General features: G+C 70.5%; 26 protein-coding genes and 1 pseudogene. 22 read left to right on the top strand and 5 right to left on the bottom strand.

Translation table 11 applies throughout. The features are described from left to right. Window positions 1-150 precede the first annotated feature (150 nt). Entirely contained in the window at window positions 151-375 is a 225-nt protein-coding gene (gene rpmE / locus ACQP2Y_RS40900) for a 50S ribosomal protein L31 (RefSeq protein ID WP_433721709.1), read from the top strand. Between the two features lie 78 nt (window positions 376-453). Continuing rightward, window positions 454-1,545 (top strand): peptide chain release factor 1, encoded by a 1,092-nt coding sequence (gene prfA, locus ACQP2Y_RS40895; protein WP_433721708.1) that lies wholly within the window; start codon window positions 454-456, stop codon window positions 1,543-1,545. Here prfA and ACQP2Y_RS40890 read toward each other — a convergent pair. Together ACQP2Y_RS40890 and ACQP2Y_RS40885 are read right to left on the bottom strand one after the other, a co-directional pair. Continuing rightward, complete coding sequence (locus ACQP2Y_RS40890) at window positions 1,529-2,878, bottom strand: hypothetical protein (RefSeq protein ID WP_433721707.1); 1,350 nt, start codon at window positions 2,876-2,878, stop codon at window positions 1,529-1,531. The two genes, prfA and ACQP2Y_RS40890, sit on opposite strands and share 17 nt — an antisense overlap. 25 nt (window positions 2,879-2,903) lie before the next feature. Further along, complete coding sequence (locus ACQP2Y_RS40885; RefSeq protein ID WP_433721706.1) at window positions 2,904-4,409, bottom strand: diguanylate cyclase domain-containing protein; 1,506 nt, start codon at window positions 4,407-4,409, stop codon at window positions 2,904-2,906. Window positions 4,410-4,507: 98 nt separating this feature from the next. Between ACQP2Y_RS40885 and prmC the strand changes: the two genes are divergently transcribed. Genes prmC through ACQP2Y_RS40865 form a run of 4 tightly spaced genes read left to right on the top strand, consistent with a single transcriptional unit; the run spans window position 4,508 to window position 7,641 of the window. Next, complete coding sequence (gene prmC, locus ACQP2Y_RS40880; RefSeq protein ID WP_433721705.1) at window positions 4,508-5,383, top strand: peptide chain release factor N(5)-glutamine methyltransferase; 876 nt, start codon at window positions 4,508-4,510, stop codon at window positions 5,381-5,383. 37 nt (window positions 5,384-5,420) lie between these two features. Next, on the top strand, window positions 5,421-6,065 hold the full coding sequence (locus ACQP2Y_RS40875; RefSeq protein ID WP_433721704.1) for an L-threonylcarbamoyladenylate synthase: 645 nt from the start codon (window positions 5,421-5,423) through the stop codon (window positions 6,063-6,065). A 2-nt stretch (window positions 6,066-6,067) separates the two neighbouring features. After that, window positions 6,068-6,691 (top strand): phosphotyrosine protein phosphatase, encoded by a 624-nt coding sequence (locus ACQP2Y_RS40870; RefSeq protein WP_433721703.1) that lies wholly within the window; start codon window positions 6,068-6,070, stop codon window positions 6,689-6,691. Next, entirely contained in the window at window positions 6,688-7,641 is a 954-nt protein-coding gene (locus ACQP2Y_RS40865) for an L-threonylcarbamoyladenylate synthase (RefSeq protein ID WP_433721702.1), read from the top strand. Before ACQP2Y_RS40870 ends, ACQP2Y_RS40865 begins: the two co-directional genes overlap by 4 nt. Window positions 7,642-7,656: 15 nt before the next feature. Here the strand turns inward: ACQP2Y_RS40865 and ACQP2Y_RS40860 are convergent, their stop codons facing one another. Then, window positions 7,657-9,105, bottom strand: a complete 1,449-nt coding sequence (locus tag ACQP2Y_RS40860) for an SDR family oxidoreductase (RefSeq protein WP_433721701.1) — start codon at window positions 9,103-9,105, stop codon at window positions 7,657-7,659. 81 nt (window positions 9,106-9,186) lie between these two features. Between ACQP2Y_RS40860 and glyA the strand changes: the two genes are divergently transcribed. From glyA to ACQP2Y_RS40795, 13 genes are all read left to right on the top strand, one after another. Continuing rightward, entirely contained in the window at window positions 9,187-10,476 is a 1,290-nt protein-coding gene (glyA, locus tag ACQP2Y_RS40855) for a serine hydroxymethyltransferase (RefSeq protein ID WP_433721700.1), read from the top strand. After that, window positions 10,473-10,976 (top strand): hypothetical protein, encoded by a 504-nt coding sequence (locus ACQP2Y_RS40850; RefSeq protein WP_433721699.1) that lies wholly within the window; start codon window positions 10,473-10,475, stop codon window positions 10,974-10,976. Before glyA ends, ACQP2Y_RS40850 begins: the two co-directional genes overlap by 4 nt. A gap of 209 nt (window positions 10,977-11,185) precedes the next feature. Beyond that, entirely contained in the window at window positions 11,186-11,419 is a 234-nt protein-coding gene (locus ACQP2Y_RS40845; RefSeq protein WP_360822063.1) for an AtpZ/AtpI family protein, read from the top strand. 15 nt (window positions 11,420-11,434) lie between these two features. Next, a complete protein-coding gene (gene atpB / locus ACQP2Y_RS40840; RefSeq protein WP_360822061.1) occupies window positions 11,435-12,226 on the top strand; it encodes a F0F1 ATP synthase subunit A in 792 nt (263 codons plus the stop codon). A gap of 68 nt (window positions 12,227-12,294) precedes the next feature. Next, window positions 12,295-12,537 carry an ATP synthase F0 subunit C gene (locus ACQP2Y_RS40835; RefSeq protein WP_203775387.1) on the top strand — a complete coding sequence of 81 codons (243 nt, stop codon included), beginning with the start codon at window positions 12,295-12,297 and terminating at the stop codon, window positions 12,535-12,537. A 26-nt stretch (window positions 12,538-12,563) separates the two neighbouring features. Next, window positions 12,564-13,118 (top strand): F0F1 ATP synthase subunit B, encoded by a 555-nt coding sequence (locus ACQP2Y_RS40830; RefSeq protein WP_360550270.1) that lies wholly within the window; start codon window positions 12,564-12,566, stop codon window positions 13,116-13,118. Next, window positions 13,115-13,936: a F0F1 ATP synthase subunit delta gene (locus tag ACQP2Y_RS40825; RefSeq protein ID WP_433732268.1), complete on the top strand. Its 822-nt coding sequence runs from the start codon at window positions 13,115-13,117 to the stop codon at window positions 13,934-13,936. Before ACQP2Y_RS40830 ends, ACQP2Y_RS40825 begins: the two co-directional genes overlap by 4 nt. 80 nt (window positions 13,937-14,016) lie before the next feature. Further along, window positions 14,017-15,669, top strand: a complete 1,653-nt coding sequence (gene atpA, locus ACQP2Y_RS40820) for a F0F1 ATP synthase subunit alpha (protein WP_433721697.1) — start codon at window positions 14,017-14,019, stop codon at window positions 15,667-15,669. A 3-nt stretch (window positions 15,670-15,672) separates the two neighbouring features. Further along, window positions 15,673-16,602 carry a F0F1 ATP synthase subunit gamma gene (locus ACQP2Y_RS40815; RefSeq protein ID WP_433721696.1) on the top strand — a complete coding sequence of 310 codons (930 nt, stop codon included), beginning with the start codon at window positions 15,673-15,675 and terminating at the stop codon, window positions 16,600-16,602. Then, entirely contained in the window at window positions 16,602-18,044 is a 1,443-nt protein-coding gene (gene atpD, locus ACQP2Y_RS40810) for a F0F1 ATP synthase subunit beta (protein ID WP_433721695.1), read from the top strand. The genes ACQP2Y_RS40815 and atpD overlap by 1 nt, the downstream gene beginning before the upstream one ends. A 196-nt stretch (window positions 18,045-18,240) precedes the next feature. Beyond that, window positions 18,241-19,389 carry an LCP family protein gene (locus ACQP2Y_RS40805; protein ID WP_433721693.1) on the top strand — a complete coding sequence of 383 codons (1,149 nt, stop codon included), beginning with the start codon at window positions 18,241-18,243 and terminating at the stop codon, window positions 19,387-19,389. Window positions 19,390-19,502: 113 nt separating this feature from the next. Next, window positions 19,503-19,784: a F0F1 ATP synthase subunit epsilon gene (locus tag ACQP2Y_RS40800; RefSeq protein WP_212994031.1), complete on the top strand. Its 282-nt coding sequence runs from the start codon at window positions 19,503-19,505 to the stop codon at window positions 19,782-19,784. A gap of 8 nt (window positions 19,785-19,792) precedes the next feature. Next, entirely contained in the window at window positions 19,793-20,260 is a 468-nt protein-coding gene (locus ACQP2Y_RS40795) for a DUF2550 domain-containing protein (protein ID WP_433721691.1), read from the top strand. Window positions 20,261-20,972: 712 nt separating this feature from the next. Here ACQP2Y_RS40795 and ACQP2Y_RS40790 read toward each other — a convergent pair. Beyond that, window positions 20,973-21,545: a cob(I)yrinic acid a,c-diamide adenosyltransferase gene (locus ACQP2Y_RS40790; RefSeq protein WP_433721689.1), complete on the bottom strand. Its 573-nt coding sequence runs from the start codon at window positions 21,543-21,545 to the stop codon at window positions 20,973-20,975. 40 nt (window positions 21,546-21,585) lie between these two features. On the opposite strand from ACQP2Y_RS40790, the gene murA reads away from it, so the two are divergent. From murA to ACQP2Y_RS40775, 3 genes and pseudogenes are all read left to right on the top strand, one after another. Continuing rightward, on the top strand, window positions 21,586-22,872 hold the full coding sequence (murA, locus tag ACQP2Y_RS40785; protein WP_433732266.1) for a UDP-N-acetylglucosamine 1-carboxyvinyltransferase: 1,287 nt from the start codon (window positions 21,586-21,588) through the stop codon (window positions 22,870-22,872). A gap of 39 nt (window positions 22,873-22,911) precedes the next feature. Then, a pseudogene (locus ACQP2Y_RS40780) lies at window positions 22,912-23,229 on the top strand (AAA family ATPase); the annotation flags it as partial. A gap of 217 nt (window positions 23,230-23,446) precedes the next feature. After that, window positions 23,447-24,178, top strand: a complete 732-nt coding sequence (locus tag ACQP2Y_RS40775) for an ATP-binding protein (RefSeq protein WP_433721688.1) — start codon at window positions 23,447-23,449, stop codon at window positions 24,176-24,178. Between the two features lie 29 nt (window positions 24,179-24,207). On the opposite strand, the gene ACQP2Y_RS40770 is transcribed toward ACQP2Y_RS40775, so the two are convergent. Next, complete coding sequence (locus ACQP2Y_RS40770) at window positions 24,208-24,564, bottom strand: hypothetical protein (protein ID WP_360550254.1); 357 nt, start codon at window positions 24,562-24,564, stop codon at window positions 24,208-24,210. Window positions 24,565-24,623: the final 59 nt, after the last annotated feature.

The following is a 24,623-nucleotide window of genomic DNA, read 5'->3' as shown; positions in this document are numbered from 1 at the left end:
CTCCTGATTTCGGATCAGGGCACGTGACATGGCAGACTGGTCCATCGGCCAGTAAAGGTTCCGGTTCACGCTCGAGTCGTCCGCCCTAGCGGGGCGGTTCGGTGCTGACGGCGACCCGGCGACCACTTCATCGAGAGGGACCGAGTAACCATGAAGAGCGGTATCCACCCGGAGTACACCTCGACCGAGGTCATCTGCTCCTGCGGCAGCACCTTCACGACCCGCAGCACCGCCAAGGGCAGCGAGATCCGCGTCGAGACCTGCAGCGCCTGCCACCCGTTCTACACGGGCAAGCAGCGCGTGCTGGACACCGCGGGCCGGGTCGCCAAGTTCCAGGCCAAGTACGCGAAGGTCAACGCGACCAAGAAGAAGTAGCTACCTCGACGGCGCCCACCCCGGAATCCGGGGTCGGGCGCCGTTCGTGTGTTCGATCCCCAGCGAAGGAGGCGCGGCGTGAGCACAGACCGGTTGTCGACCCTGCTCGAGGAGTACGCGCAGCTCGAGAAGCAGATGGAGGACCCCTCCATCCACTCCGACCAGGCCCTGGTGCGGCGGGTCGGGCGGCGCTTCGCCGAGCTCGCGCCGCTCAATGCCGCCAACGCCGAGCTGGAGGCCGCCCGCGCCGACCTGGCCGCCGCCAAGGAGCTCGCCGCCGAGGATCCCTCGTTCGCCTCCGAGGTCGAGGCGGTCGCCGCCGTGCTGGCGCCGCTGGAGGAGAAGCTCGGCGAGATGCTCATCCCGCGCGACCCGCACGACGCCAAGGACGTGATCGTCGAGATCAAGGCCGGTGAGGGTGGTCAGGAGTCGGCGTTGTTCGCCGGCGACCTGCTGCGGATGTACACCCGGTACGCGGAGAAGCACGGCTGGGTGGTCGAGGTCATCGACGCGCAGGATTCGGATCTGGGCGGGGTCAAGGACGTCTCGGTCGCGGTCAAGACCAAGGGTGTGCCCGCGGGCGGCCACGGCGTCTGGTCGCGGCTCAAGTGGGAGGGTGGCGTGCACCGCGTGCAGCGGGTGCCGGTCACCGAGTCGCAGGGCCGGATCCACACCAGCGCCGCCGGCGTGCTGGTGCTGCCCGAGGCCGAGGATGTCGACGTGCACATCGAGCCGGGCGACATCCGGGTCGACGTGTTCCGGTCGTCGGGTCCCGGTGGCCAGTCCGTCAACACCACCGACTCGGCCGTACGCATCACCCACCTGCCCACCGGCACCGTGGTGAGCTGCCAGAACGAGAAGAGCCAGCTGCAGAACCGGGAGTCGGCGATGCGCATCCTGCGGTCCCGGCTGCTCGCCATGGCCCAGGAGCAGGCCGACGCGGCCGCCTCCGACGCCCGCAAGCTGCAGGTCCGCACGGTGGACCGGTCGGAGCGGATCCGGACGTACAACTTCCCGCAGAACCGGATCAGCGACCACCGGATCGGCTACACCGCGTACAACCTGGATCTGGTTCTCGGTGGGGAGCTGGATCCGGTGCTCGACGCGCTGGCGGAGGCCGACCGGGCCGCCCGGCTGGCCGGTGGGACGGAGATCAGCCGACGTCCGTGACGATCAGCCGGTTGTCGGAGGTCTCGCAGACGATCAGGTCGCTGCTGCTCTGGCAGCCGAAGTCGAGCACCGCCGAGACTGTGCCGCGGAGCAGCACCTCGCCGGCTTCCGGGTCCACCTGGCTGATCAGTGTCAGGTCGTTGGAATTCTGGGCGCGGGCGACCACGTAGCGGGTGCCGTTCAGCCGGTAGTCCCAGACCGGCATCGCCGTGCCCAGGTCGACGAGCTGCCGTCCGGTGGCGGTGTCGACCAGGCGGTGTCGTGCGCCGGTCTCGTCGTCGCCGACCAGCAGCAGACCGTTGAGCAGGGGGAAGCCGTTGGCGGCGCCGGCGATCCGCCAGCGCACCGCGCCGGTCGCGCGGTCGTGGCCGGTGGTGGCGTTCGTCCCGTTGAGACAGACGACCGGGCCGCAGCCGTAGACGCCGCCCGGCGCCGTCTGCTGGATGCGCCAGAGCTGCCGCAGGTTGTCGGTGTCGTAGGCGGTCACTGTGGACGTGTCGCCCTCATTGCGTTCCAGGTAGAGCTGCGTGCCGTCCACGATCAGCGTCGTGTAGTCGGTCTCCGCCGCCGTCGGTGGCAGCCAGGGGAGCGTGCCGGTGGCCACCACGGAACCGTCGTCCAGGTTCAGCACCTCGGCCCGGCCCTGCGCGGTGACGGTCACCAGGCGCTCGGCGGTCGTGCCGGGTGCGGTGTCGGTGGTCCAGGAGCCGATGTCCCCGGCCGGGCGGGACCAGATCGTGCTGCCGTCGCGCAGCCGTACGGCTCGGAAGGTGGTGACCTTGTCGCCGGCCTTGTTCCACTCGGTGAGCAGGGCCCGGTCGCCTTCGGCGGTGATCAGCTCGCCGGGCTGCCGCCAGAGCAGGCGGCCGGTGACGGTGTCGACGGCGGCCGTGTCCCGGTTGAACTCGCGGGTGACGGTGGAGCCGTCGGCGTCCTCGTACATCGCTGTCTCCGGCCCGGCCGGTAGCAGCAGTGCGCCCGCGCGGATGCCGCTCAGCCAGCTGCTGTCGTCCGGCGCGGGATGAGACCAGCGCAGCTCGCTGGTCCGCAGGTCGTAGGCGCTGAGCCGGTCCTCCCCGGGCTGGGTCAGCACGTAGACGCTGTCGGGGGTGAGCATGTAGGCGCCGCTGCCCAGCTCGAACGGAATGCTCCAGAGCTGGGTCAGCCCGCTCGGGTCGGGCCGGGCCGACCCGGTCACCGTGAGCACGCTGGCGGCCGCGACGACGGCGACGAGCAACGACCGCAGGTCCCGCCGGCCGAGCGGGCGCCGGTCCGGCCGGGCGTCCTGCTCGTCGCCCCCCTCACTGACGAGGCCGAGCTCGATCACCGCCATTCCCCGAGCGTAGGACTTCGGCGTCCTACGCGGGGGTACGGTGCGAAGCCGCCGCGGCCAGGGCGGCGCTGAGCGTACGGCCGTTCGTGCCGACCTCGGACCAGCCCGCGGCCAGGCCGATCGGCGTGCCCGGGACCAGGACCTGCCAGTTCTCCGCGGCGGCGGCCGCGCTGATCCGCCGGGAGACCTCGGCCGCCTGGGTGGGCCCGGCGCCCGGCAGCACCACCACGAACTCGTCGCCGGCGAAGCGGGCCACGAAGTCGCCGCGGCGCATGACCCGGTTGAGCACGCCGGCGATGCGCTGCAGCACCAGATCGCCGCAGTGCCGGCCGTGCCGGGCGTTGACCGCGGTGAAGCCGATCAGGTCGCAGACCCCGATCGCCGCGCGTTCGCCGCGGGCCAGCATCGCCGCCACGTAGCGTTCGAGCTGGCGGCGGTTGGGCAGGCCGGTGAGCGGGTCGGTGAGGTTCTCGTCGCCGTAGCGGCCCATGTCGCGGTGGGTCTCCTCGGCGTCGAGGCGGGCCGCGACCCCGTCCAGGTAACCGTCGCGGAGCCGGTCGATGCGCTGGGCGGCCAGCCGGAAGGCGTGCCGGTCGGCGGCGTGCGCGGCCTCGTGATCGCCGGCCGAGGAGTGGCAGATGCTGCGCAGCCGGGCCGGTTCGGCCGGGCCGAGGATCTCCTGGGAGACCGGTACGGCGTCGAGCTTGCGCAACGCGTTCCCGGCCTTGTCGGCGGCGATGTCGAGGCACACGGTGCCCAGGTGCCGCAGGTCGCGGGAGCGCACGCTGTCGCCGCCGCCGGTCAGCAGGGCGGCCACGTCGGTCTCGGTGGACTCACCCAGGGCCGCCCGGCGGGCCAGCGCGTAGCCGTAGACCGGCCGGCTGCTCGGGCGCAGCCGCACGTCGGCGCCGGTGGCGACATACCGGGTCAGCTCCGCGTCGATGTCGCGCAGCACCCGCAGGCAGCCGTCGGTGTCGCCCTGGTGGTCCAGCGAGACCGCGTTGCGCAGCCGGATGCCCGGCGCGGCGAAGACCTCGCTGGCCATGCCGGCCGCGGCGCCGACCTGCCGGGCCTGCTCGATCGCGGTCAGCGCGTGGCCGTGAAAACCGAGATAGCTGTACGCCATGGCGAGGTCGTGCCAGCCCCACGCCGTCTCGCTGTCGCCGTCCGGCACCGCCGCCAGCGCCCGCGACGCCTGCACGAGGTGGGTGACCCCGCGGTCCAGGGCGCTCTGCAGATGGGCGCCCAGAGCCGCGAAGGCGTGCATCTGACCGCGCAGATACGGGTCGGAGGTCTCCCGGACCGCGTTCGAGGCGAGCGTCATCGCGGTGGCGAACTCGGCGACCCGGCCCAGGTTGATCAGGGCGCCGAACCGCTGGACGAGCGCATACGCCCGGGTCAGCGGGTCGGTCGTACGGGCGAGCACCTTGTCGAGGATCGTCAACGCCTCCGCGGACCGGCCGCCCTGCTGGAGCTTGCCCGCCGTACGCAGGTCGTCAACGTTGTCGCCGAGCTGATCGAGCCACGTCATGGTGCCGCCACGGCCATCCAGGCCCCTCCCGCCGACGCCGTTCATCGCCGAGTGACCCGGCCGGTCACCGTCGAGAGACGACGTTCCATGATTATGCCGTGACGCCGACGCACGAACACCCCTCGACCGGAACGGAACGGACGCGCTTGGCCCCGGTGCTGGCCAAGGCCACCGCACTGCTTGCCGGGGCGGGTGTTTCGTCGCCGCGCGTCGATGCCGAACTGCTCGCCGCGCACGTTCTCGGGGTGGGGCGCGGCCGGTTGCTGCTGATCGACACCGTCCGCGGCGACGAGGCGAGCCGGTTCACCGAACTGGTCGAGCAGCGGGCGCAGCGGATCCCGTTGCAGCATCTGCTCGGCACGGCGGCCTTCCGGCATCTGGAGCTGGCGGTGGGCGAGGGGGTGTTCGTGCCGCGGCCGGAGACCGAGCTGCTGGCCGGCTGGGGGATCGAGCACACGGCGCCGGGTGCCACGGTGGTCGACCTGTGCAGCGGTACGGGCGCCATCGCCTGCTCGGTCGCCGACGAGGCCACGCCGGGCCGGGTCGTCGCGGTGGAACGGTCCGCGGCGGCGCTCGCCTATCTGCGCCGTAATGCCGCGGCGTTCCCCGTGGTGCGGGTGGTGCCGGGCGACGTGACGGATCCGGGGCTGCTGGCCGACTGCCGGGGCATGGTGGACGTGCTGCTGTGCAACCCGCCGTACGTACCTGACGGAACCGCCGTACCCCCGGAAGTGGCCGACCACGACCCGGCGGAGGCCGTCTTCGGTGGCGCGGACGGCCTGGTCGTGATCCGGCCGGTGATCGCCCTGGCCGCGGCGCTGCTGCGGCCCGGCGGTGTGCTCGGAATCGAGCACGACGATGTGCATGCGGCGGCGGTGCCGGAGCTGCTGCGGGCCGACGGGCGCTTCACCGAGGTCGCCGCCCATCAGGATCTGACCGGCCGCCCACGATATGCGACGGCCCGCCGCGTGTAGGGCACTTCGTGCGCGCCATGGCACACTGCAACTTGTGATGCTCTACGACTGTCGGGCCGTGGCCGAGCGCGATCGCGGCATCGCCGCGGCTGTCGAGGCGGTCAAGAGCGGTGAGCTCGTCGTGCTGCCCACCGACACCGTGTACGGCGTGGGTGCGGACGCGTTCACCGCGCATGCCGTCAATGCCCTGCAGAACGCCCGCGGCGCGGACCGGCGCGTGCCCCCGCCGGTGCTGGTCGGTTCCCGGCACACCCTGGACGGCCTGGTCTATTCGCTGCCCCGGGCGGCGCGTGAGCTGGCCGACGCGTTCTGGCCGGGCGCGCTGACCATCATGGTCGAGCATTCGCCCAGCCTGCAGTGGGACCTGGGCGACACCGGCGGTGTGGTCGCGGTCCGGATGCCGCTGCACCCGGTCGCGCTGGAGGTGCTGCGCGAGGTGGGCCCGATGGCCGTCACCACGGCCAACAAGATCGGCCAGCCGTCGCCGGTCACCGCCGAGGAGGCCCGCGACCAGCTCGAGTACGCGGTCCGCGTCTACCTGGAGGCCGGGGTGGCCGCCGACCCGGCGCCGAGCACGATCGTCGATGTCACCGGCGACGTGCCCCGGGTGCTGCGCAACGGCGCGGTGCCGTTCGAGAAGCTGCGTGACGTCGTGCCGGACATCCTGGCCGTGGAGTCCTGACGATGCCGTTCACAGTGCTGCACGTGTGCATGGGCAACATCTGCCGGTCGCCGATGGCCGAGCGGCTGCTGGTCCTGACCGCCGCCCAGCGCCTCGGCAAGCTCGATCCCGACGCCGAGCTCGATGACCTGCTGCGCAGTGTCAGCGCGGGCACCGGCGGCTGGCACGAGGGCGAGGAGATGAACCCGCCCGCGGCCCGGCAGATCACCCTGCGCGGAGGCAGCACCGACGGTTTCCTGGCCCGCAAGCTGACCAGCGCCCAGCTGGACGAGGCCGACCTGATCCTGACCGCGACGGCCGACCAGAGCGACTACGTGCACGCCCTGCTGCCGGGTGCGGACGGCCGCACGTTCGTCCTCGGGCATCTGGCCCGGCTGCTGCGCGACCTGGAGTCCGGGTCGCTCCCGCCGGCCGGCACCGACCCGGAGACCTTCACCGCCCGGGCCGCCGCCGTGGTCGCGGCGGCTGCCCGGCTGCGCGCCGAGACCGAGCCGCAGCCCGGCGACGACCTCGACGACCCCTGGGGCCGCGGCGACCAGACGTTCCAGCGCATCGGCGACACCATCGAAGAGGCGCTGTACCCGCTCGTGGACGCCCTGCTGCCGGGAGCACCGAGGCCCGCGTGACGATCGTCGAACCGGACGCCGGCGGCCTGCGCCGCGCGGTGGAGCTGCTGCGGGACGAGTCCGTCGTCGCGTTCCCCACCGAGACCGTGTACGGCCTGGGCGCCCACGCCTTCTCGGCCAAGGCCGTGGCCGAGGTCTACCGCCTGAAGAACCGTCCGTCCTGGAACCCGCTGATCGTGCACGTGGCGAACGTGGCGGCGGCCCGCGCGCTGGCCCACGAGTGGCCCGACACCGCGAACGACCTGGCCGCGCAGTTCTGGCCGGGCCCGCTGACCCTGGTCGTCGAGCGGGCGAAGCACCTGCCGCAGGTGGGCGCCCCGACGCCGACGATCGCGATCCGGGTGCCCGCGCACGAGGTGGCCCTGAAGCTGCTGGAGGCCTCGAACCTGCCGCTGGCGGCGCCCAGCGCGAACAGGTCGGAGGGCATCTCGCCGACCACCGCCGAGCACGTGCTGCGCAGCCTGCCGGACGTGCCGCTGGTGCTGGACGGCGGCCCGGCCTCGTGGGGCATCGAGTCGACGGTGCTCGACCTGACCACGCCGACGCCCACGCTGCTGCGCCCGGGTGCCCTGGCGCTGCGCCCGTTGCGCGAGGTGACCGGCGCGATCGCATTGCCCGAAGCGGTGGTCAACGACGGCACGGCCCGGCCCTCGCCGGGCATGAGCCGGCGGCACTACGCGCCGAAGGCGACGGTTTTGCTCGTCGACGACGTGAAAACGGTGGACCGCAGCGGCCTGGCCGCCCCGGTCGCCGTGCTGAGCTACGAGACGGCCGGCGACTACGACGCGGCCGAGGTGCTCAGCGCCGACCCTCGCGAGTACGCGGCGGATCTCTACGCGGCCCTGCACCGCCTGGACGACGCCGGGGTCGGCACGATCATCGTGCAGCGGCCTCCGGAAACCGAGGACTGGCTGGCCGTCCGCGACCGTCTGAGCCGCGCCGCCCGGTGAACGGGCGGCCGCCGGTCAGCGGGTGGCCTGGTTGGCGATGTTGCGGGCCATGCCGCTGAAGATCACCCCGTGGAACGGCACCACGCTCGCCCAGTACGCGTGCCCGGCCAGCCCGCGCGGCACGAAGATGGCCCGCTGCCGGTAGACGCTCGTCCCGTCCGGTCCGGGCTCGGCCGACATCTCCAGCCACGCCCGCCCCGGCACCTTCATCTCGGCGCGCAGCCGCAGCAGCTCGCCCGGCTTGATCTCCTCGACCCGCCACCAGTCCAGTGCCTCGCCGACCAGCAGGTGGTTGCGGTCGCGCCGGCCGCGGCGCAGGCCGACGCCGCCGACGAGCCGGTCCATCCAGCCGCGCACCGACCAGGCCAGTGGGAACGAGTACCAGCCGTTCTCCCCGCCGACGCCCTCGATCACCCGCCACAGCGCCCGGGTGGGCGCGGCCACCGTACGGGTGCGCTCGTCGACGTAGACGCTGCCGCCGGACCAGTCCGGATCGCTGGGCAGCGGCTCGGCCGCCGCGTCCCGGCCCACCGCGTTCGACCAGCGGGTCTCCACGTTCGCGTCGCGGACCTTGCCCAGGGCCAGCTGCACTGCCTCGTCGAAGCCCAGTAGGCCGTCATCGGGGACGTACTCGGCGATGTCGTGCTCCTGGGCGAAGGCCTCGTGGATGAGGCTGCCGACCAGCGGCCGGGCGATGGCATTGGGCACGGGCGTGACCGCACCCACCCAGTGCGCCGACAGCCACGGGCTCAGCGGCCGCAACGGCAGGATGATCCGCCGGCGCAGACCCGCGACCCGGGCGTAGCGGCGCATCATCTCCAGGTACGTCAGCACGTCCCGCCCGCCGATGTCGAAGCCCCGGTTGACCTCGGCCGGCAGGGTGGCCACGCCGATCAGGTACCGCAGCACGTCGCGGACGGCGATCGGCTGGATCCGGTTGCGCACCCAGCGCGGAGTGATCATGATCGGCAGCCGCTCGGTCAGGTAGCGCAGCATCTCGAACGACGCCGAGCCCGAGCCGATGATCACCGGCGCCCGCAGCACCGCCGTCGGCACCCCGCTGTCCAGCAGGATCCTGGCCACCTCGGCCCGGGAACGCAGGTGGGCCGAGGGGTGCTCGTCGGGCGGCGGCTCGGGACCGCCGAGGTAGACGATCCGGCTGACCCCGGCCGCCTTGGCCGCGGTGGCGAAGTTGTGCGCCGCCTCGCGGTCGATGCGCTCGAAGTCCGGCTGCCCGAGCGAGTGCATGAGGAAGTAGGCGACGTCGACGCCCTCGAAGGCGGCCGGCAGGGTGCCGGGGTCGGACAGGTCGCCCTCCACCACCTCGGCCCGGCCGGCCCAGGGCACGTCGCGGAGCCGGGCGGCACTGCGGGACAGGCAGACGACGGAGTGGCCGGCATCGAGCAGACGGGGCGTCAGGCGGCCACCGATGTATCCGGTGGCGCCCGTGACGAGGCAACGCATACCACCACTGTGCCCGCAGGCAGGCCCCCATAAGCCATATGCTCGATCTCGGCAGCGTCGCCGACGGTGAGGGAGCGCGTCATGGAGACTTTCTGGGGTCCCGACTTCGGCGCACTCGAGCACGAGGACCCGGAGATCGCCGAGGTGATCCTGGGCGAGCTGACCCGCCAGCGCGGCGGGCTGCAGCTCATCGCCAGTGAGAACTTCACCTCCCCGGCCGTCCTCGCCGCGCTCGGCTCGACGCTGACCAACAAGTACGCCGAGGGGTATCCGGGGCGGCGCTACTACGGCGGCTGCGCCGAGGTCGACCGGGCCGAGGAGCTGGCGGTCGACCGGGCCAAGGAGCTGTTCGGGGCCGAGCACGCCAACGTCCAGCCGCACTCGGGCTCGTCGGCGAACATGGCGGCGTACGCGGCGCTGATCCAGCCGGGCGACACCGTGCTGGCCATGGGGCTGCCGCACGGCGGCCACCTCACCCACGGCAGCCGGGTCAACTTCTCCGGCAAGTGGTTCCACCCGGTCGGCTATACCGTGCGCCGCGACACCGAGCTGATCGACTACGACGAGGTCCGCGACCTGGCCCAGGCGCACCGGCCCAAGCTCATCGTCTGCGGCGCGACGGCGTATCCCCGGCTGATCGACTTCAAGGCCTTCCGGGACATCGCCGACGAGGTGGGTGCGTACCTGATGGTCGACGCCGCGCACTTCATCGGGCTGGTCGCCGGCCGGGCCGTCCCGTCGCCCGTAGCGCATGCCGATGTCGTCACCTGCACCACCCACAAGGTGCTGCGGGGACCGCGGGGAGGCATGATCCTGTGTCGTGAGGAGCTTGCCGCACGCATCGACAAGGCCGTCTTCCCGTTCACCCAGGGCGGGCCGCTGATGCACGCCGTCGCCGCGAAGGCCGTCGCCCTGCGGGAGGCGGCGCTGCCCGACTTCCAGTCGTACGCGCACCAGGTGGTCAAGAACAGCCAGGCGCTGGCCGCCGGGCTGGCCGCCGAGGGGATGCGCCCGGTCTCCGGGGGCACCGACACCCACCTGGCCCTCGTCGACCTGCGCGACGTCGGCGTCAACGGCCGCGACGCCGAGGCGCGCTGCGACCGCGCCCGGATCACCCTGAACAAGAACGCCATCCCGTACGACCCGGAGCAGCCCATGACGGCGTCGGGCATCCGGGTCGGCACTCCCAGCGTCACCACGCAGGGCATGCGCGAGGGGGAGATGCGCCAGATCGCCGGGCTGATCGCCGTGGCTGTGCGCGCGGACCCGGCCTCGGTCGGCGGGGCCACGCAGCTGCGCGGGGTCGCCGACGAGGTGGCCGAGCTGGTCCGGGCCTTCCCGGCGTACGACCGGGCAGGGGTGCCGGCGTGAACGACTCCGCCGACCGCGTGGTCCCCGCCCAGCCGACGCCGGCCCAGCCGACGCCCGCCCAGAACGACTACGACGATGACAACCGTCCGCTGCCGGATCTGCCGCCGCTGCCGGAGGACCCGCGCTGGCGGGTGGAGCACCTGCCCTTCCTGACCGCCTTCTCGGTCGCGCTGATGATCTGCGCAGCGTCGGTCGGCTTCTTCGCCGGTGGCGGCGACGCCGCGGTGGGCGCCGCGGCCGGCGTCGGCGTCGTGACCGTCAGCTTCACCATGACGACCCTGGTGTTCGCCTGGGCCGACACCGTGCGCCCGGCCCTGGTGCTGCCGCTGGGGCTGCTGACGTACGTGGTCAAGTACGCGTTGCTCGGCGTGATCATGGTGTTTGTGATCTCCTCGGAGTGGCCGGGCCGGCTCGCGATGGGCTGGGGGATCGTGGCGGGGGTGCTCGGCTGGACGGCTGTGCAGATCTGGTGGGTGGCGCGGACCAGCCTCTCCAAGTGATCTTCAGCACCGACGTTTCGGCTGGTCACTGCCGCTTTGGGAGGGCTCCGTCCACGAACCGGTGACTGACGCGCGACAAAGTTGTCCGGTTCTGGCGGAGGGGGAGTAGCGTGTTGCCGAGTTGCGAGACCCCTGACGCCTGGACAACTGCGGTTGTGCGGGGGGTCCCGCTTAGCTTCGTGTTACCTGCTGATATCGTTCGGGCCGTCATGACCGGTCAAGAACCTCCCAGCAAACCCCACGATGACGACGGTCAGAACCCGCCCGACACGGGCCAGGGGATGACGGCGGTCAGTTATCTCCTCGGGGGCATGTTGGTCTGGGGCGGGATCGGCTGGTTGGTCGACCACTACGTCGGCACCAAGGGCATCTTCGCCGGAATCGGCGCCGTCGTTGGTATCGCCGGCGGTGTCTACCTCATCGTGCGCCGTCTCGGCGCCTGACAGGAAAGGGCTACGGTGATCGGTCAGTCGACGGTCCTCGCAGCGGAGTTCCCGCCCAGCGTCGAGGACTTCTACCTGCCCAGCATCCTGCCGTGGGGCGCTCACGAGTCGTACTGGTTCACCAAGATCACGTTGTTGGTCTGGGTGGCCGTTGCTCTGATCATCATCTTCTTCCTGGTGTCGTACCGGAAGCCGCAGCTGGTGCCCACGAAGAAGCAGTGGCTCGCCGAGAGCCTCTACGGATTCGTGCGCAACAACATCGCCGTCGAGATGATCGGGGCGCGGGGTGTCGCGTTCGCGCCGTACCTCACGACGCTGTTCTGCTTCATCCTGCTGAACAACCTCTTCAGCATCGTGCCGCTGATCCAGATCTCGCCGAACTCGCACATCGCGTTCCCGGCGATCCTCGCGGTCATCAGCTACGTGATGTTCATCTACGTCGGCATCCGGCACCACGGCGGCTTCTTCAAGTACATGAAGGCCGCGCTCATCCCGCCGGCGCCGTGGTTCATCCTGCCGCTGCTGATCCCGATCGAGTTCTTCTCGAACTTCATGGTCCGCCCGTTCTCGCTGGCGGTCCGACTCTTCGCCAACATGTTCGCCGGCCACATGCTGCTGCTGGTGTTCACGCTCGGTGGCTTCGCGATGCTCGCCGAGAACGTGTGGTACGCACCGTTCTCGATCGTGTCGTGGATCATGACGATCGCGCTGACCTTCCTCGAGTTCCTGGTGATCATCCTGCAGGCCTACGTCTTCACGGTGCTGACCGCGAGCTACGTGCAGGGTGCGCTCGCCGACGAGCACTGAGCTGTTCGAGTACCACCCCGTTGTCGTCCCGCGTGACAGTCACGCGAGATACCAGGAGGAACTGAGCAATGATTCTCGCCGAAGTTGTGGGTAGCACCGCCGCCATCGGTTACGGCCTCGCCGCCATCGGTCCTGGCATCGGTGTCGGTCTGGTCTTCTCCGCCTACATCCAGTCGACCGCCCGCCAGCCGGAGTCGTCGCGCCTGACCCTGCCTTACGTCTGGATCGGCTTCGCCGTCATCGAGGCGCTGGCCCTGCTGGGCATCGCGTTCGGCTTCATCTGGCAGAACCTGGCTCCGAACGTCGGCTAGTTCTCCCCTTGCGGAACGGAGCTCCCATGCTTGCGTACCTGGCCGCCGAGGGCGGCGAGACAACTGAACACAACCCGATCATTCCCGCGTGGGAAGAGATCGTGGTCGGTACGGTCGCGTTCGCCCTGCTCTGCTTCGTGCTGATGAAGTTCGTCTTCCCGATGATGGAGAAGACGTTCGCGGCGCGGGTCGACGCGATCGAGGGTGGCCTCAAGCGCGCCGAAGCCGCCCAGGCCGAGGCGAACGAGCTGCTCGAGCAGTACCGCGCGCAGCTGTCGGAGGCTCGTACGGAGGCCGCGCGCATCCGTGACGAGGCCCGTGCCGACGCCGAGGGCATCCGTCAGGACGTCCTGGCCAAGGCCCGGGAGGAATCCGACCGCATCATCGCGTCCGGGCGCGACCAGCTCGCCGCCCAGCGCGAGAGCATCGTGCGCGACCTGCGCTCCGAGGTGGGCACGCTCGCCGTTGACCTGGCCGGCCGGATCGTCGGCGAGTCGCTCGCCGACGAGGCGCGCAGCCGGGGCACGGTCGACCGGTTCATCTCCGAGCTGGGTGCCGGCACGGGCACCGGGCGGCGCTGATGGCGACCGTCAACCGGGAGTCGTACGCCGCGGCCGTGGAGAAGCTGACCACGGACACCCGCACGGCCACCGCCGCGCAGCTGGCCACGGCCGCCGACGAGATCCTGTCGGTGGCGCGGCTGCTGCGCGGCCAGCCGCGGCTGCGCCGGGCGCTGACCGATCCGTCGCGCAGCGGGGCCGACCGGGCCGAGCTGGTTCGCTCGCTGCTCGCCGGCAAGCTGGGGACGACCGCCGTGGAAGCGGTGGCGACCCTGGCCCACGGCCGCTTCAGCCGGCCGGCCGAGCTGCTCGACGCGGTGGAGCGCCTGGGCGTCGACACCGTGCTGGCGGCCACCGAGAAGGCGGGCGAACTCGCCGAGGTCGAGGACGAGCTGTTCCGCTTTGGGCAGGTCGTGTCGGGTGACTCCGAGCTGGCCGTGACGCTGAGCGATCCCGGCGCATCGATCGACCGCCGCGTTAAGCTTGTCCGGGACCTGCTGAAAGGCAAGGTCCGGCTGGGCACGGGGCGGCTCATCGAGATGGCCCTCGAGGGTTTCGGCGGCCGCAGCTTCGAGGCCTCGCTGAGCCGGCTGGTCGAGCTGACCGCCGCGAAGCGGGACCGTCAGGTCGCGTACGTGACGGTGGCCAAGCTCCTCGACGACGCCGAGGAGCAGCGGCTCGCCGCCAAGTTGTCCGACATCTACGGTCGGCAGGTGTCGCTGAAGGTCGATGTGGATCCGAGCATCATCGGCGGTGTCAGCGTCCGTGTCGGCTCCGACCTCTACGACGGCACGATCCTGCGGCGACTCAACGAAGCCCGGCAGGCGTTCGCTAAATAGTTTTTCCCCTCGGTGGCGGCGACGTCCCGAGCACGCCCTCGGCGGCGGCGACGCCCCGAGCCGACTAGAGAAGGCAGAGGATGGCCGAGCTGACCATCTCCTCGGACGAGATCCGGGGGGCGCTAGAGCGCTACGTCTCGTCCTATTCGCCCGAGGTCTCCCGCGAGGAGGTCGGCATCGTCTCCGATGCGGGCGACGGCATCGCGCACGTCGAGGGCCTGCCCTCGGCGATGGCGAACGAACTGCTCGAATTCGAGGACGGCACGCTGGGTGTCGCCCTGAACCTCGATGTCCGCGAGATCGGCGCCGTGGTGCTGGGTGACTACACCCACATCGAGGAGGGCCAGCGGGTCAAGCGGACCGGCCGCGTCCTCTCGGTCCCGGTCGGCGACGCCTACCTGGGCCGCGTCGTGGACGCGCTCGGAAACCCGATCGACGACCGTGGCCCGATCGAGAGCGAGGGCTTCCGCGAGCTCGAGCTGCAGGCCCCGAACGTCATGTCCCGCCAGCCGGTGAAGCAGCCGCTGCAGACCGGCATCAAGGCGATCGACGCCATGACGCCGATCGGCCGCGGCCAGCGCCAGCTGATCATCGGTGACCGCAAGACCGGCAAGACCACGGTCGCGCTGGACACGATCATCAACCAGCGGGCCAACTGGCAGTCCGGCGACCCCGACAAGCAGGTTCGCTGCATCTACGTCGCCATCGGCCAGAAGGCCACCACGATCGCCAGCATCCGGGGCACGCTCGAGGCCCAGGGCGCGCTGGAGTACACGACGATCGTGGCCTCGCCGGCCTCCGACCCGGCCGGCTTCAAGTACATCGCCCCGTACACCGGCTCGTCCATCGGGCAGCACTGGATGTACAACGGCAAGCACGTCCTGATCGTCTTCGACGACCTGACCAAGCAGGCCGAGGCGTACCGCGCCGTGTCGCTGCTGCTGCGCCGCCCGCCGGGCCGCGAGGCGTACCCGGGTGACGTCTTCTACCTGCACAGCCGTCTGCTCGAGCGCTGCGCCAAGCTCTCCGACGAGCTCGGTGGCGGCTCGATGACCGGTCTGCCGCTGATCGAGACCAAGGCCAACGACATCTCGGCCTACATCCCGACCAACGTCATCTCGATCACCGACGGCCAGATCTTCCTCGAGGCCGACCTGTTCGCCTCGGGCGTGCGCCCCGCCATCAACGTCGGCACCTCGGTGTCCCGCGTCGGCGGCTCCGCGCAGGTCAAGGCCATGCGCCGGGTCTCCGGCCGGCTCCGCCTCGACCTGGCCCAGTTCCGTGAGCTGGAGGCCTTCTCGGCCTTCGCCTCCGACCTGGACCGGGCGTCGCGGGCCCAGCTGGAGAAGGGCATCCGCCTGGTCGAGCTGCTCAAGCAGCCGCAGTACTCGCCGTACTCGGTCGCCGAGCAGACCATCGTCATCTGGGCCGGCACCACCGGCCAGCTCGACGACATCCCGGTCGGCGACGTGCAGCGCTTCGAGCGGGACCTGCTCGACTGGGTCAAGCGCAACCGCAGCGACACCTTCACGGCGATCGAGTCGACGGGTCAGCTCACCGACGAGCAGGTCGAGATCCTGCAGACCGGCGTCAACGAGTTCAAGACGCTGTTCAAGCAGGGCGAGACCGGCAGCAACGTCGGCAACGAGGCGCAGGCCGAGCCGCTCGCCGAGGGCAGCGAGAGCCGGGAGACGGTCACCCGCGAGGTCCGTTCCCAGCCGGACGAGAGCTAAGCCATGGCCGGTCAGGTTCAGGTACTTCGGCGGCGCATCCGCACCGTCAAGTCCACGAAGAAGATCGCCAAGGCGCAGGAACTGGTCGCGACCAGCCGCATCGCCAAGGCTCAGGAGCGGGTGACCGCCTCCAAGCCGTACGCGGAGGCGATCACCCAGGTGCTGACGGCGCTGGCGTCCAACGCGTCGGTCGACAACCCGCTGTTGCAGGCGCGCGAGCGCGTGCGGCGTGCGGGTGTCCTGCTGGTCACCAGTGACCGGGGCCTGGCCGGCGCCTACAACGCCAACGCGATCCGCACCGCGGAGCAGCTGATGGCGCGCCTGCGGGCGGACGGCAAGGAAGTGGCGCTGTACATCGTCGGCCGCAAGGGCGTCGCGTACTACCGCTTCCGGAACCGTCCGATCGAGGCGAGCTGGACCGGCTTCTCGGAGCGGCCCTCCTTCTCCGACGCCCGCACCATCGGCGACGCGCTGCTCGAGGGGTTCGTCGCGGGTGCGGACGACGGGGACGGGCACTACGGACCGGACGGCATCCAGGGCGTCGACGAGCTCCACATCGTGAGCACGCAGTTCAAGTCGCTCATGACCCAGACGGCGGAGGCGCGCTTCCTGGCGCCGATGCAGGTCGAGGAGCGCGAGCGCGAGCCCGGGCTGCGGCCGGCCTACGAGTTCGAGCCCGAGGCCGAGGAGCTGCTGAACGCGCTGCTGCCGAAGTACCTCAACACGCGGATCTACGCGGCGTTGCTGAGCTCGGCGGCCAGCGAGTCGGCGTCCCGGCGGCGGGCGATGAAGAGCGCGTCGGACAACGCGGACGACCTGCTCAAGCGGTACACGCGCGAGATGAACTCCGCGCGGCAGGCTGCGATCACCCAGGAAATCAGTGAGATCGTCGGCGGCGCCAACGCGCTGGCCGCGGCGGGAAGTGATGGATGATGACTGCTGTAGCTGAGCCCACCAAGACGCAGGCCGGTGTCGGCCGCGTAGTCCGGGTCATCGGCCCGGTCGTCGACGCCGAGTTCCCCCGCGACGCCATGCCCGACATCTACAACGCGCTGCACGTCGACGTGACCCTGTCCGGGGGCACCAAGACGCTGACCCTCGAGGTGGCGCAGCACCTGGGCGACAACATCGTCCGGGCGATCTCGATGCAGCCGACCGACGGCCTGGTCCGCGGCTCCGAGGTCAAGGACACCGGCTCGGGCATCTCGGTGCCCGTCGGTGACGTGACCAAGGGCCACGTGTTCAACGCCCTCGGCGAGGTCCTCAACGCCGACCCGGCCACCCTGGACATCCAGGAGCGGTGGAGCATCCACCGCAAGCCGCCGGCGTTCGCCGACCTCGAGCCGAAGACCGAGATGCTGGAGACCGGCATCAAGGTGCTCGACCTGCTCGCGCCGTACGTGCGCGGTGGCAAGATCGGCCTGTTCGGCGGCGCGGGCGTGGGCAAGACGGTGCTCATCCAGGAGATGATCATCCGCGTTGCCCGTAACTTCGGTGGTACGTCGGTGTTCGCCGGCGTCGGCGAGCGCACCCGCGAGGGCAACGACCTCATCCTGGAGATGGAAGAGGGCGGCGTGCTCGACAAGACCGCGCTCGTCTTCGGCCAGATGGACGAGCCGCCGGGCACCCGCCTGCGGGTCGCCCTGTCCGCGCTGACCATGGCGGAGTACTTCCGGGACGTCCAGAACCAGGAGGTGCTGCTCTTCATCGACAACATCTTCCGGTTCACCCAGGCCGGTTCCGAGGTGTCGACGCTGCTCGGCCGGATGCCGTCCGCCGTGGGTTACCAGCCCACGCTGGCCGACGAGATGGGCGAGCTGCAGGAGCGGATCACCTCGGTCAGGGGCAAGGCGATCACCTCGCTGCAGGCGATCTACGTGCCCGCCGACGACTACACCGACCCGGCGCCGGCCACCACGTTCGCCCACCTGGACGCGACGACCAACCTCGAGCGGTCGATCTCCGACAAGGGCATCTACCCCGCCGTGGACCCGCTGGCCTCCAGCTCGCGGATCCTGGCGCCCGAGTTCGTCGGGGCCGAGCACTACGCGGTCGCCCGTGAGGTGCAGCGGATCCTGCAGAAGTACAAGGACCTGCAGGACATCATCGCCATCCTCGGTATGGACGAGCTCTCCGAGGAGGACAAGGTCACGGTGCAGCGGGCCCGCCGCATCGAGCGCTTCCTGTCCCAGAACACGTACGCCGCCGAGCAGTTCACCGGCGTTCCCGGCTCGACGGTCCCGCTCAAGGAGACCATCGAGGCGTTCAAGAAGATCAGCGAGGGTGAGTACGACAACTACCCTGAGCAGGCCTTCTTCATGTGCGGTGGCCTCGAGGACCTCGAGAAGAACGCACACGAGCTGATGAAGGGCTGATCCTGACGGATCATCTCGGGCCGCGCCGGCACTTGCCGGCGCGGCTCATCCGTTTCCAAGTGCCCGTTTTGTCCGTTTGACCTCGGGTGCGACGGTACGCGGACGCGAAGTTTTCTTCCGTTGTTCGGATACTCTTGGCACTGCTTGTGGCGCGGCCCCGTGATCAGCCCATTGATCGCGGCTGGTATCGACCGGCATGGTTGGGGATCGAGTGGCGAAGAGCGCGAAACCGAAGAGCGGCCGGCGGGCCCCCCTGTGGGCGCGGCTGTGCGCCATCTTCGGCTGTGTCCTGATGGTCCTCAGCGGCGGCGCGCTGGTCACGAGCCAGGTGCTCGTCGCCCGCTACGCGAACGCGGTGCAGACCAAGGACCTGTTCGGCAACGCCGCCTCCGGTGCGACCAAGCAGCAGGTCAGCGACATCAAGGGCCCGCTCAACATCCTGCTCGTGGGCATCGACCCACGCAACGACACCACCGCGCCGCTGTCCGACTCGATCATCGTCGTGCACGTGCCCAAGGGGCTGAAGACGGCGTACCTCTACTCGATCCCGCGGGACCTGCGCGTCGAGATCCCGCCGTTCGCCAAGACCAAGTTCGGTGGCGGCACGGCAAAGATCAACGCCGCGATGTCGTACGGCAGCTCGATCGGCGGCGGCAAGCACGACGTGGCCCAGGGCTTCGACCTGCTGGCCAAGACGGTGAGCAAGCTGACCGGCATCAAGAAGTTCGACGCCGGCGCGATCATCAACTTCAACGGCTTCAAGGACATCGTCGACGCGATGGACGGCGTCACGATGACCATCGACCAGAACGTGAAGTCGGAGCACCTCCAGCCGAACGGCAAGCCGCGGCCGCGCCGTCCGGAGTGTGCCAGCAACAACTGCGAGCACCCGTACATCGGCCCGCAGAAGCAGTACAAGAAGGGCACGTACCACCTGGAGGGCTGGGAGGCGCTGGACTACGTCCGGCAGCGCTACGGCCTGCCCCGCAGCGACTACGACCGCCAGCGGCACCAGCAGCAGTTCATCAAGGCGATGGCCTCGCAGGCCCTGAGCAAGAACGTGGTGACCAACCCGGTCAAGCTCGACAAGGTGCTCAAGGCAGCCGGCGACGCGCTGATCTTCGACGGCAACGGCCACTCGGTCGTCGACTGGGGTCTCGCCCTCAAGAGCCTGCGCGCCGACGACATGACGCTGGTGAAGCTGCCCGGCCGCAGCCTGATCACGAACGGCAGATATCAGGGCGAGGCGCTCGACTCCAGCGCCGAGGACTTCTTCGCCTCGGTGCAGAGCGACACGATCTCCACGTTCCTGATCGACCACCCGGACTTCCTGCAGAAACTCTGACCCGCCGGCCGGGGGCCCGTCCGCAGTGGCGGTCGCCACCCCAGGCACCGGCAGGTCACCCAGCCGTTTAGACTTCACCTCAATCGGTTCCGCCGGCTTTTGAAGGAGACAGCGTGGCCAACCAGCTGCACGTTCAGGTCGTCGCCGTCGAGGAGAAGGTCTGGTCCGGCGACGCTGAGATGGTCGTCGCCCGCACCACCGAAGGCGAACTCGGCGTCCTGCCCGGTCACTCCCCGCTGCTGGGCCTGCTCAAGGAGCCCTCCCAGGTGCGAGTCAAGCTCGCCGGCGGCGAGCAGCTGACCTACGACGTAGCGGGCGGCTTCCTCTCCGTCGACGCGAACGGCGTGACCGTCCTCGCCGAGAGCGCCACCCCCGCCACTCCCGACGCGCACTGACGCCGACGATGCGGGTTCTGGAGGTCATCGGAATCTGCGTCGTCGCGCTGCTCGTCGTCCTGCTCGCGATCTTCCTCCGCCGCCGGCTGCTCATGGCCGGCGGCGGCACCATCCGGCTCCAGGTCCGGGTCAGCACGATGGTGCCGGGCCGCGGCTGGTCCTCGGGGATCGGTCAGTTCGTCGATGACGAACTCCGCTTCCACCGCATGTTCAGCTTCGGCATCCGCCCGAAACGCGTGCTGAACCGCCGCACCCTCTCCGTCGGCTGCCGCCGCCTACCGGCCGGCCCGGAACGCCTGACCATGCCGGGCCACTGGGTCATCCTGCTCTGCACAACGGGCAGCAACGAGCTCGAGATCGCCATGGCCGAGTCCACGGTGACCGGCTTCCTCTCCTGGCTGGAAGCGGGCCCCCCGGGCCAACCCGGATCGGTGGCCCCCCGCCCGACAATCACCCCCCGCCCCGCCGAACGCTGACGCCCTGACCAACTTCGGGTCCCTTTTCCGGTACGCGTCTCGCCGCGACCAACCGCAAACACCGACTCGAGTGTCGCAGCGTTTGAGGCCGCGGCCGGTCCAAGCCGAGGGATCCGCCGCCGGGCGGTTCGCCCCTCCCCGACAGTCCGCGCGCGTCTGCGCAGCTCGGCGCTGCCGGCGGCGAACAGGAGAAACTGCAAGCGCGACGGCTTCGGCCGGGCGGCGGCGTGCGCGCTGCTGTCGTTTCGCCAGGCCGGCTAGCTGGCTTGCCCGGGGCTGAAGCCCGCCGGCGGCCGAGGCCTGCCAGCCTGCCGCACGCCGGCCCGCCGCACGCTGGCCCGCCGGCATGTCGCGCGCTGGCACGTCGGCCCGCTGCACGCTGGCCCGCTGCACGCTGGCCCGCCGGCATGTCGCACGTCGGCCCGCCGACCCCTCGGCGGAACGACCGGACCGCCCGGCAGCGGATCCCACGGCCTTGACCCGGCACGGGCCTGAAAGCTGCGGGGACGTCAGCCCCGGTGATGCGGTTGGGCACCCCGAGACGCGTAGCCGTGAATCTCGGAATTCAAGACATCCCGCCTGCGTGCGGATGCCGGTCGGCGAACATCAGCGACCAGCCGCGCGCCGGTGCCACCTCGGTGAGCCGGTCCACCTCGGCCTCACCGGCCACCGTGAACGCCAGGTGGTTCCCACAGTTCGACGTGGTGCAGGGTCAGGAGACCCCGCCCGGCACCCACTTCACGTCGCCGCCCGGGTTGGCTGTGCGGCCCAGGATGAACAGCAGGTCGGAGAGCCGGTTCAGGTATTTCGCCGGCAGCAGCGACGTGCGCTCCTTGTCGGCCTCGTAGAGCGCCCAAGCCGAGCGTTCCGCGCGGCGGGCGACCGTGCGCGCCACGTGCAGCAGCGCCGCCCCCGGCGTTCCGCCCGGCAGCACGAACGAGTCGAGCTCCGGCAGCTGCTCGTTGTATTCGTCGCACCAGCCCTCGAGCCGGGTTACGTACGCCTCGGTGATCCGCAGCGGCGGGTACGGCGGGTCCTCCGCCAGCGGGTTGCACAGGTCGGCGCCCACATCGAACAGATCGTTCTGCACCGCCGTGAGCACGCTCTTCACGTCCGGGGCGAGCGCGCCCAGCGCGAGCGCCACCCCGATCGCGGCGTTGCACTCGTCGGCGTCCGCGTACGCGACGACCCGGGGATCGGTCTTCGCGGCCACCTCGTTGTTGCCCAGGCGGGTCGAACCGGCGTCGCCGGTGCGGGTGTAAATGCGGGTGAGATGCACGGCCATGCCCCCCACCCTACGGAGGCGGGTGGGCGCGACCCATACGATGGCCCGCGTGGATGTGATCAGAGTCAAGGGTGGCGCCCGTCTGTCCGGCGACGTCACAGTCGGCGGCGCGAAGAACTCCGCGCTCAAGCTCATGGCGGTCGCCCTGCTCGCCGAGGGCCGCAGTGTGGTGGCCAACGTCCCGCGCATCACCGACGTGGCGATCATGGCCGAGGTGCTGCGCCGGCTGGGCTGCGACGTGTCGCTGGCCAACGGTGAGGCGACCATCGACGTGCCCGCCGAGCCCGGCAGCGAGACCGACTACGACCTGGTGCGCCGGCTGCGCGCGTCCATCTGCGTGCTGGGCCCGCTGCTGGCCCGCCGCGGCTACGTGCGGGTCGCGCACCCGGGCGGCGACGCGATCGGCTCCCGCGGGCTGGACATGCACGTCGCCGGCCTGGCCCGGATGGGCGCGGAGATCTCCGGCGAGCACGGCTTCGTGATCGCCTCGGCGCCGGGCGGCCTGCACGGCGGCAAGATCTGGCTGGACTTCCCCAGCGTCGGCGCGACCGAGAACCTGCTGATGGCCGCGGTCCTGGCCAAGGGCGTCACGGAGATCGACAACGCGGCCCGAGAGCCGGAGATCGTCGACATCTGCGACATGCTGACCGCGATGGGCGCGCAGATCGACGGCGCCGGCACCTCGACCCTGACCGTCGAGGGCGTCGACGCGCTCAAGCCGGTGCGGCACACCACGGTGGGCGACCGGATCGTCGGCGGCACCTGGGCGTTCGGCGCGGCCATGACCCGCGGCGACGTCACCGTGCACGGCGTCCGGCCGGAATACCTGGCGATCGCCCTGGACAAGCTGGTCTCGGCGGGCGCGGTGGTCGAGCCGGGCGACAACCAGTTCCGGGTACGCATGGACGACCGCCCCAAGGCCGTCGACATCGTGACGCTGCCGTACCCGGGCTTCGCCACGGACCTGCTGCCGATGGCGATCGGGCTGGCCGCGGTGAGTGCGGGTTCCTCGCTGATCACCGAGAACATCTTCGACGGCCGGTTCATGTTCGTGAACGAGATGGTCCGGCTGGGCGCCGACATCCGCACCGACGGCCACCACGCGGTGGTCAACGGCCGCGAGCGCCTCTCCGGCGCGCCGGTCCGGGCCACCGACATCCGGGCGGGCGCGGGGCTGGTCATCGCCGGCCTGTGCGCGGACGGCATCACCGAGGTCGGCGAGGTGCACCACATCGACCGCGGCTACCCGGACTTCGTGTCGGACCTGGCCAATCTAGGCGTGGACGTCGAGCGCGCGGTGGTCACCGAGCCGACGTTCGACTTCTGACTCGCCGATTCACTGTGCGAACGGTAGGCCGAATTATGTGTGAGAGGTAGTGCAGGAAGCGAGTGCGAGGTAGTGCTCGTCGGCCTGCCTGCCATCAGCCTCGAGGGGCCGAAGGGCGTAGGAAAGACCGCCACAGCGCAGCGGCGCGCCACGACTGTCCTGGCTCTGGATGACGCCGCTCAGCGTGAACTTTTCAGGGCGGATCCGCAGCGACTCGACCGCGCGTCCGGTCTGGTACTCGTCGATGAGTGGCAGCGGGAGCCGGCAGTCTGGGACGCCGTACGGCGCAGCGTTGACCGCAATCCCTCGCCGGCTCGGTTCCTCCTGACCGGCAGTGCGACGCCCACGTCGGCACCGACCCACTCGGGAGCCGGACGTATCGTTCAGCTCCGGATGCGGCCGATGAGCATCGCCGAGCGAGCCCTGGCCACACCGACGGTGGGGCTCGGTGATCTGCTCAGCGGGCGGCGACCGCAGATAGGCGGGAGTTCTGCTCTCAGCGTGGTGGACTACGCCGAAGAGATAGTCCGTTCCGGGTTTCCTGCCGTCCGTCAACTGCCGCCGCGCGCCCGGCGTGCGCAACTCGACGGCTACCTTGCCCGTATCGTCGAACGAGACTTCCCCGAACAGGGTCACCTGGTACGTCGACCCGATACGCTGCGCGGCTGGCTGGCTGGCCGCGTATGCTGCCGCCTCGGCGACCACCACCTCATACAACGCCATCCTGGACGCAGCCACGCCGGGCGAGAGCAACAAGCCCGCCAACCCCACGACGACCGCCTATCGCGACGTGCTGTCGCAGTTGTGGCTGCTCGATCCCGTCCCCGGTTGGTTGCCGAGTCGCAGCGCCTTCAGCAGGCTGGGTGCAGCCCCGAAACATCACCTGGCCGACCCGGCGCTCGCCGCCCGGCTGCTGGGCGTGGACGTGCCCGCTCTCCTGGACGATTCGGCACCGGGATCAACGACGCGGCGGCCCGGGCCATTGCTGGGCGCCTTGTTCGAGTCGCTGGTCACGCTCAGCGTACGGGTGTACGCGCAGGCTGCTGAAGCGACGATCCATCACCTTCGGACCTGGGACAGTCGACACGAGGTCGACCTCATCGTTCAGCGCGCCGATCAGCGGGTCGTGGCCTTCGAGGTCAAGCTGGCGCCGTCCGTGAGTGACGATGATGTCGCGCACTTGAGCTGGCTACGCCGACAGCTCGGCGATGATCTGCTCGACGCGGTCGTCATCACGACCGGACTTGAGGCTTATCGCCGCGCGGACGGAGTTGCTGTCGTCCCTCTGAGCCTGCTCGGTCCATGACCTCTTCGGTGCGGATGTCGTCAGGTCCCTCAGAGCGCCGGGGAGCCGCCGACGAGCCGGCGGGCTTCGTCCACTTCTTCCGGGAAGACCAGCACCAGCAGCCGGCCGTCCGGGCGTACCGCCGAGGTCGAGCGGATGCCCGCGGCCGCCAGCAGGGTGCGGATCTCCTCGGCGATGTCCGGGTCGTCGGTCGCCGCGGCCGGGCAGAGCAGCCCGTAGTCCTCGGCCTCGCCGAAGATGGCCAGGCCCGCGTACAGCTCGCGGAGCGGGTCCTCGCGGGCCTGCGTCCACTGCAGTCCCATCCGCCAGAAGATCGCGCCGAGGAAACCGACGAGGGCGACGGCGATGAACGGCCCGAGGAGGTACCAGCCGTCGCTTGGTGGCATGGGCACAGTCTGGCACCGGCGACGGGGGATTTCCCGGGATTTGCCCCGATCGAGGCCCT

The sequence above is a fragment of the Actinoplanes sp. CA-051413 genome, assembly GCF_050955795.1.
Lineage (GTDB): Bacteria > Actinomycetota > Actinomycetes > Mycobacteriales > Micromonosporaceae > Actinoplanes.
The sequence above is the reverse complement of the archived record's forward strand: the minus strand, read 5'-3'. Positions and strand labels throughout refer to the sequence as shown.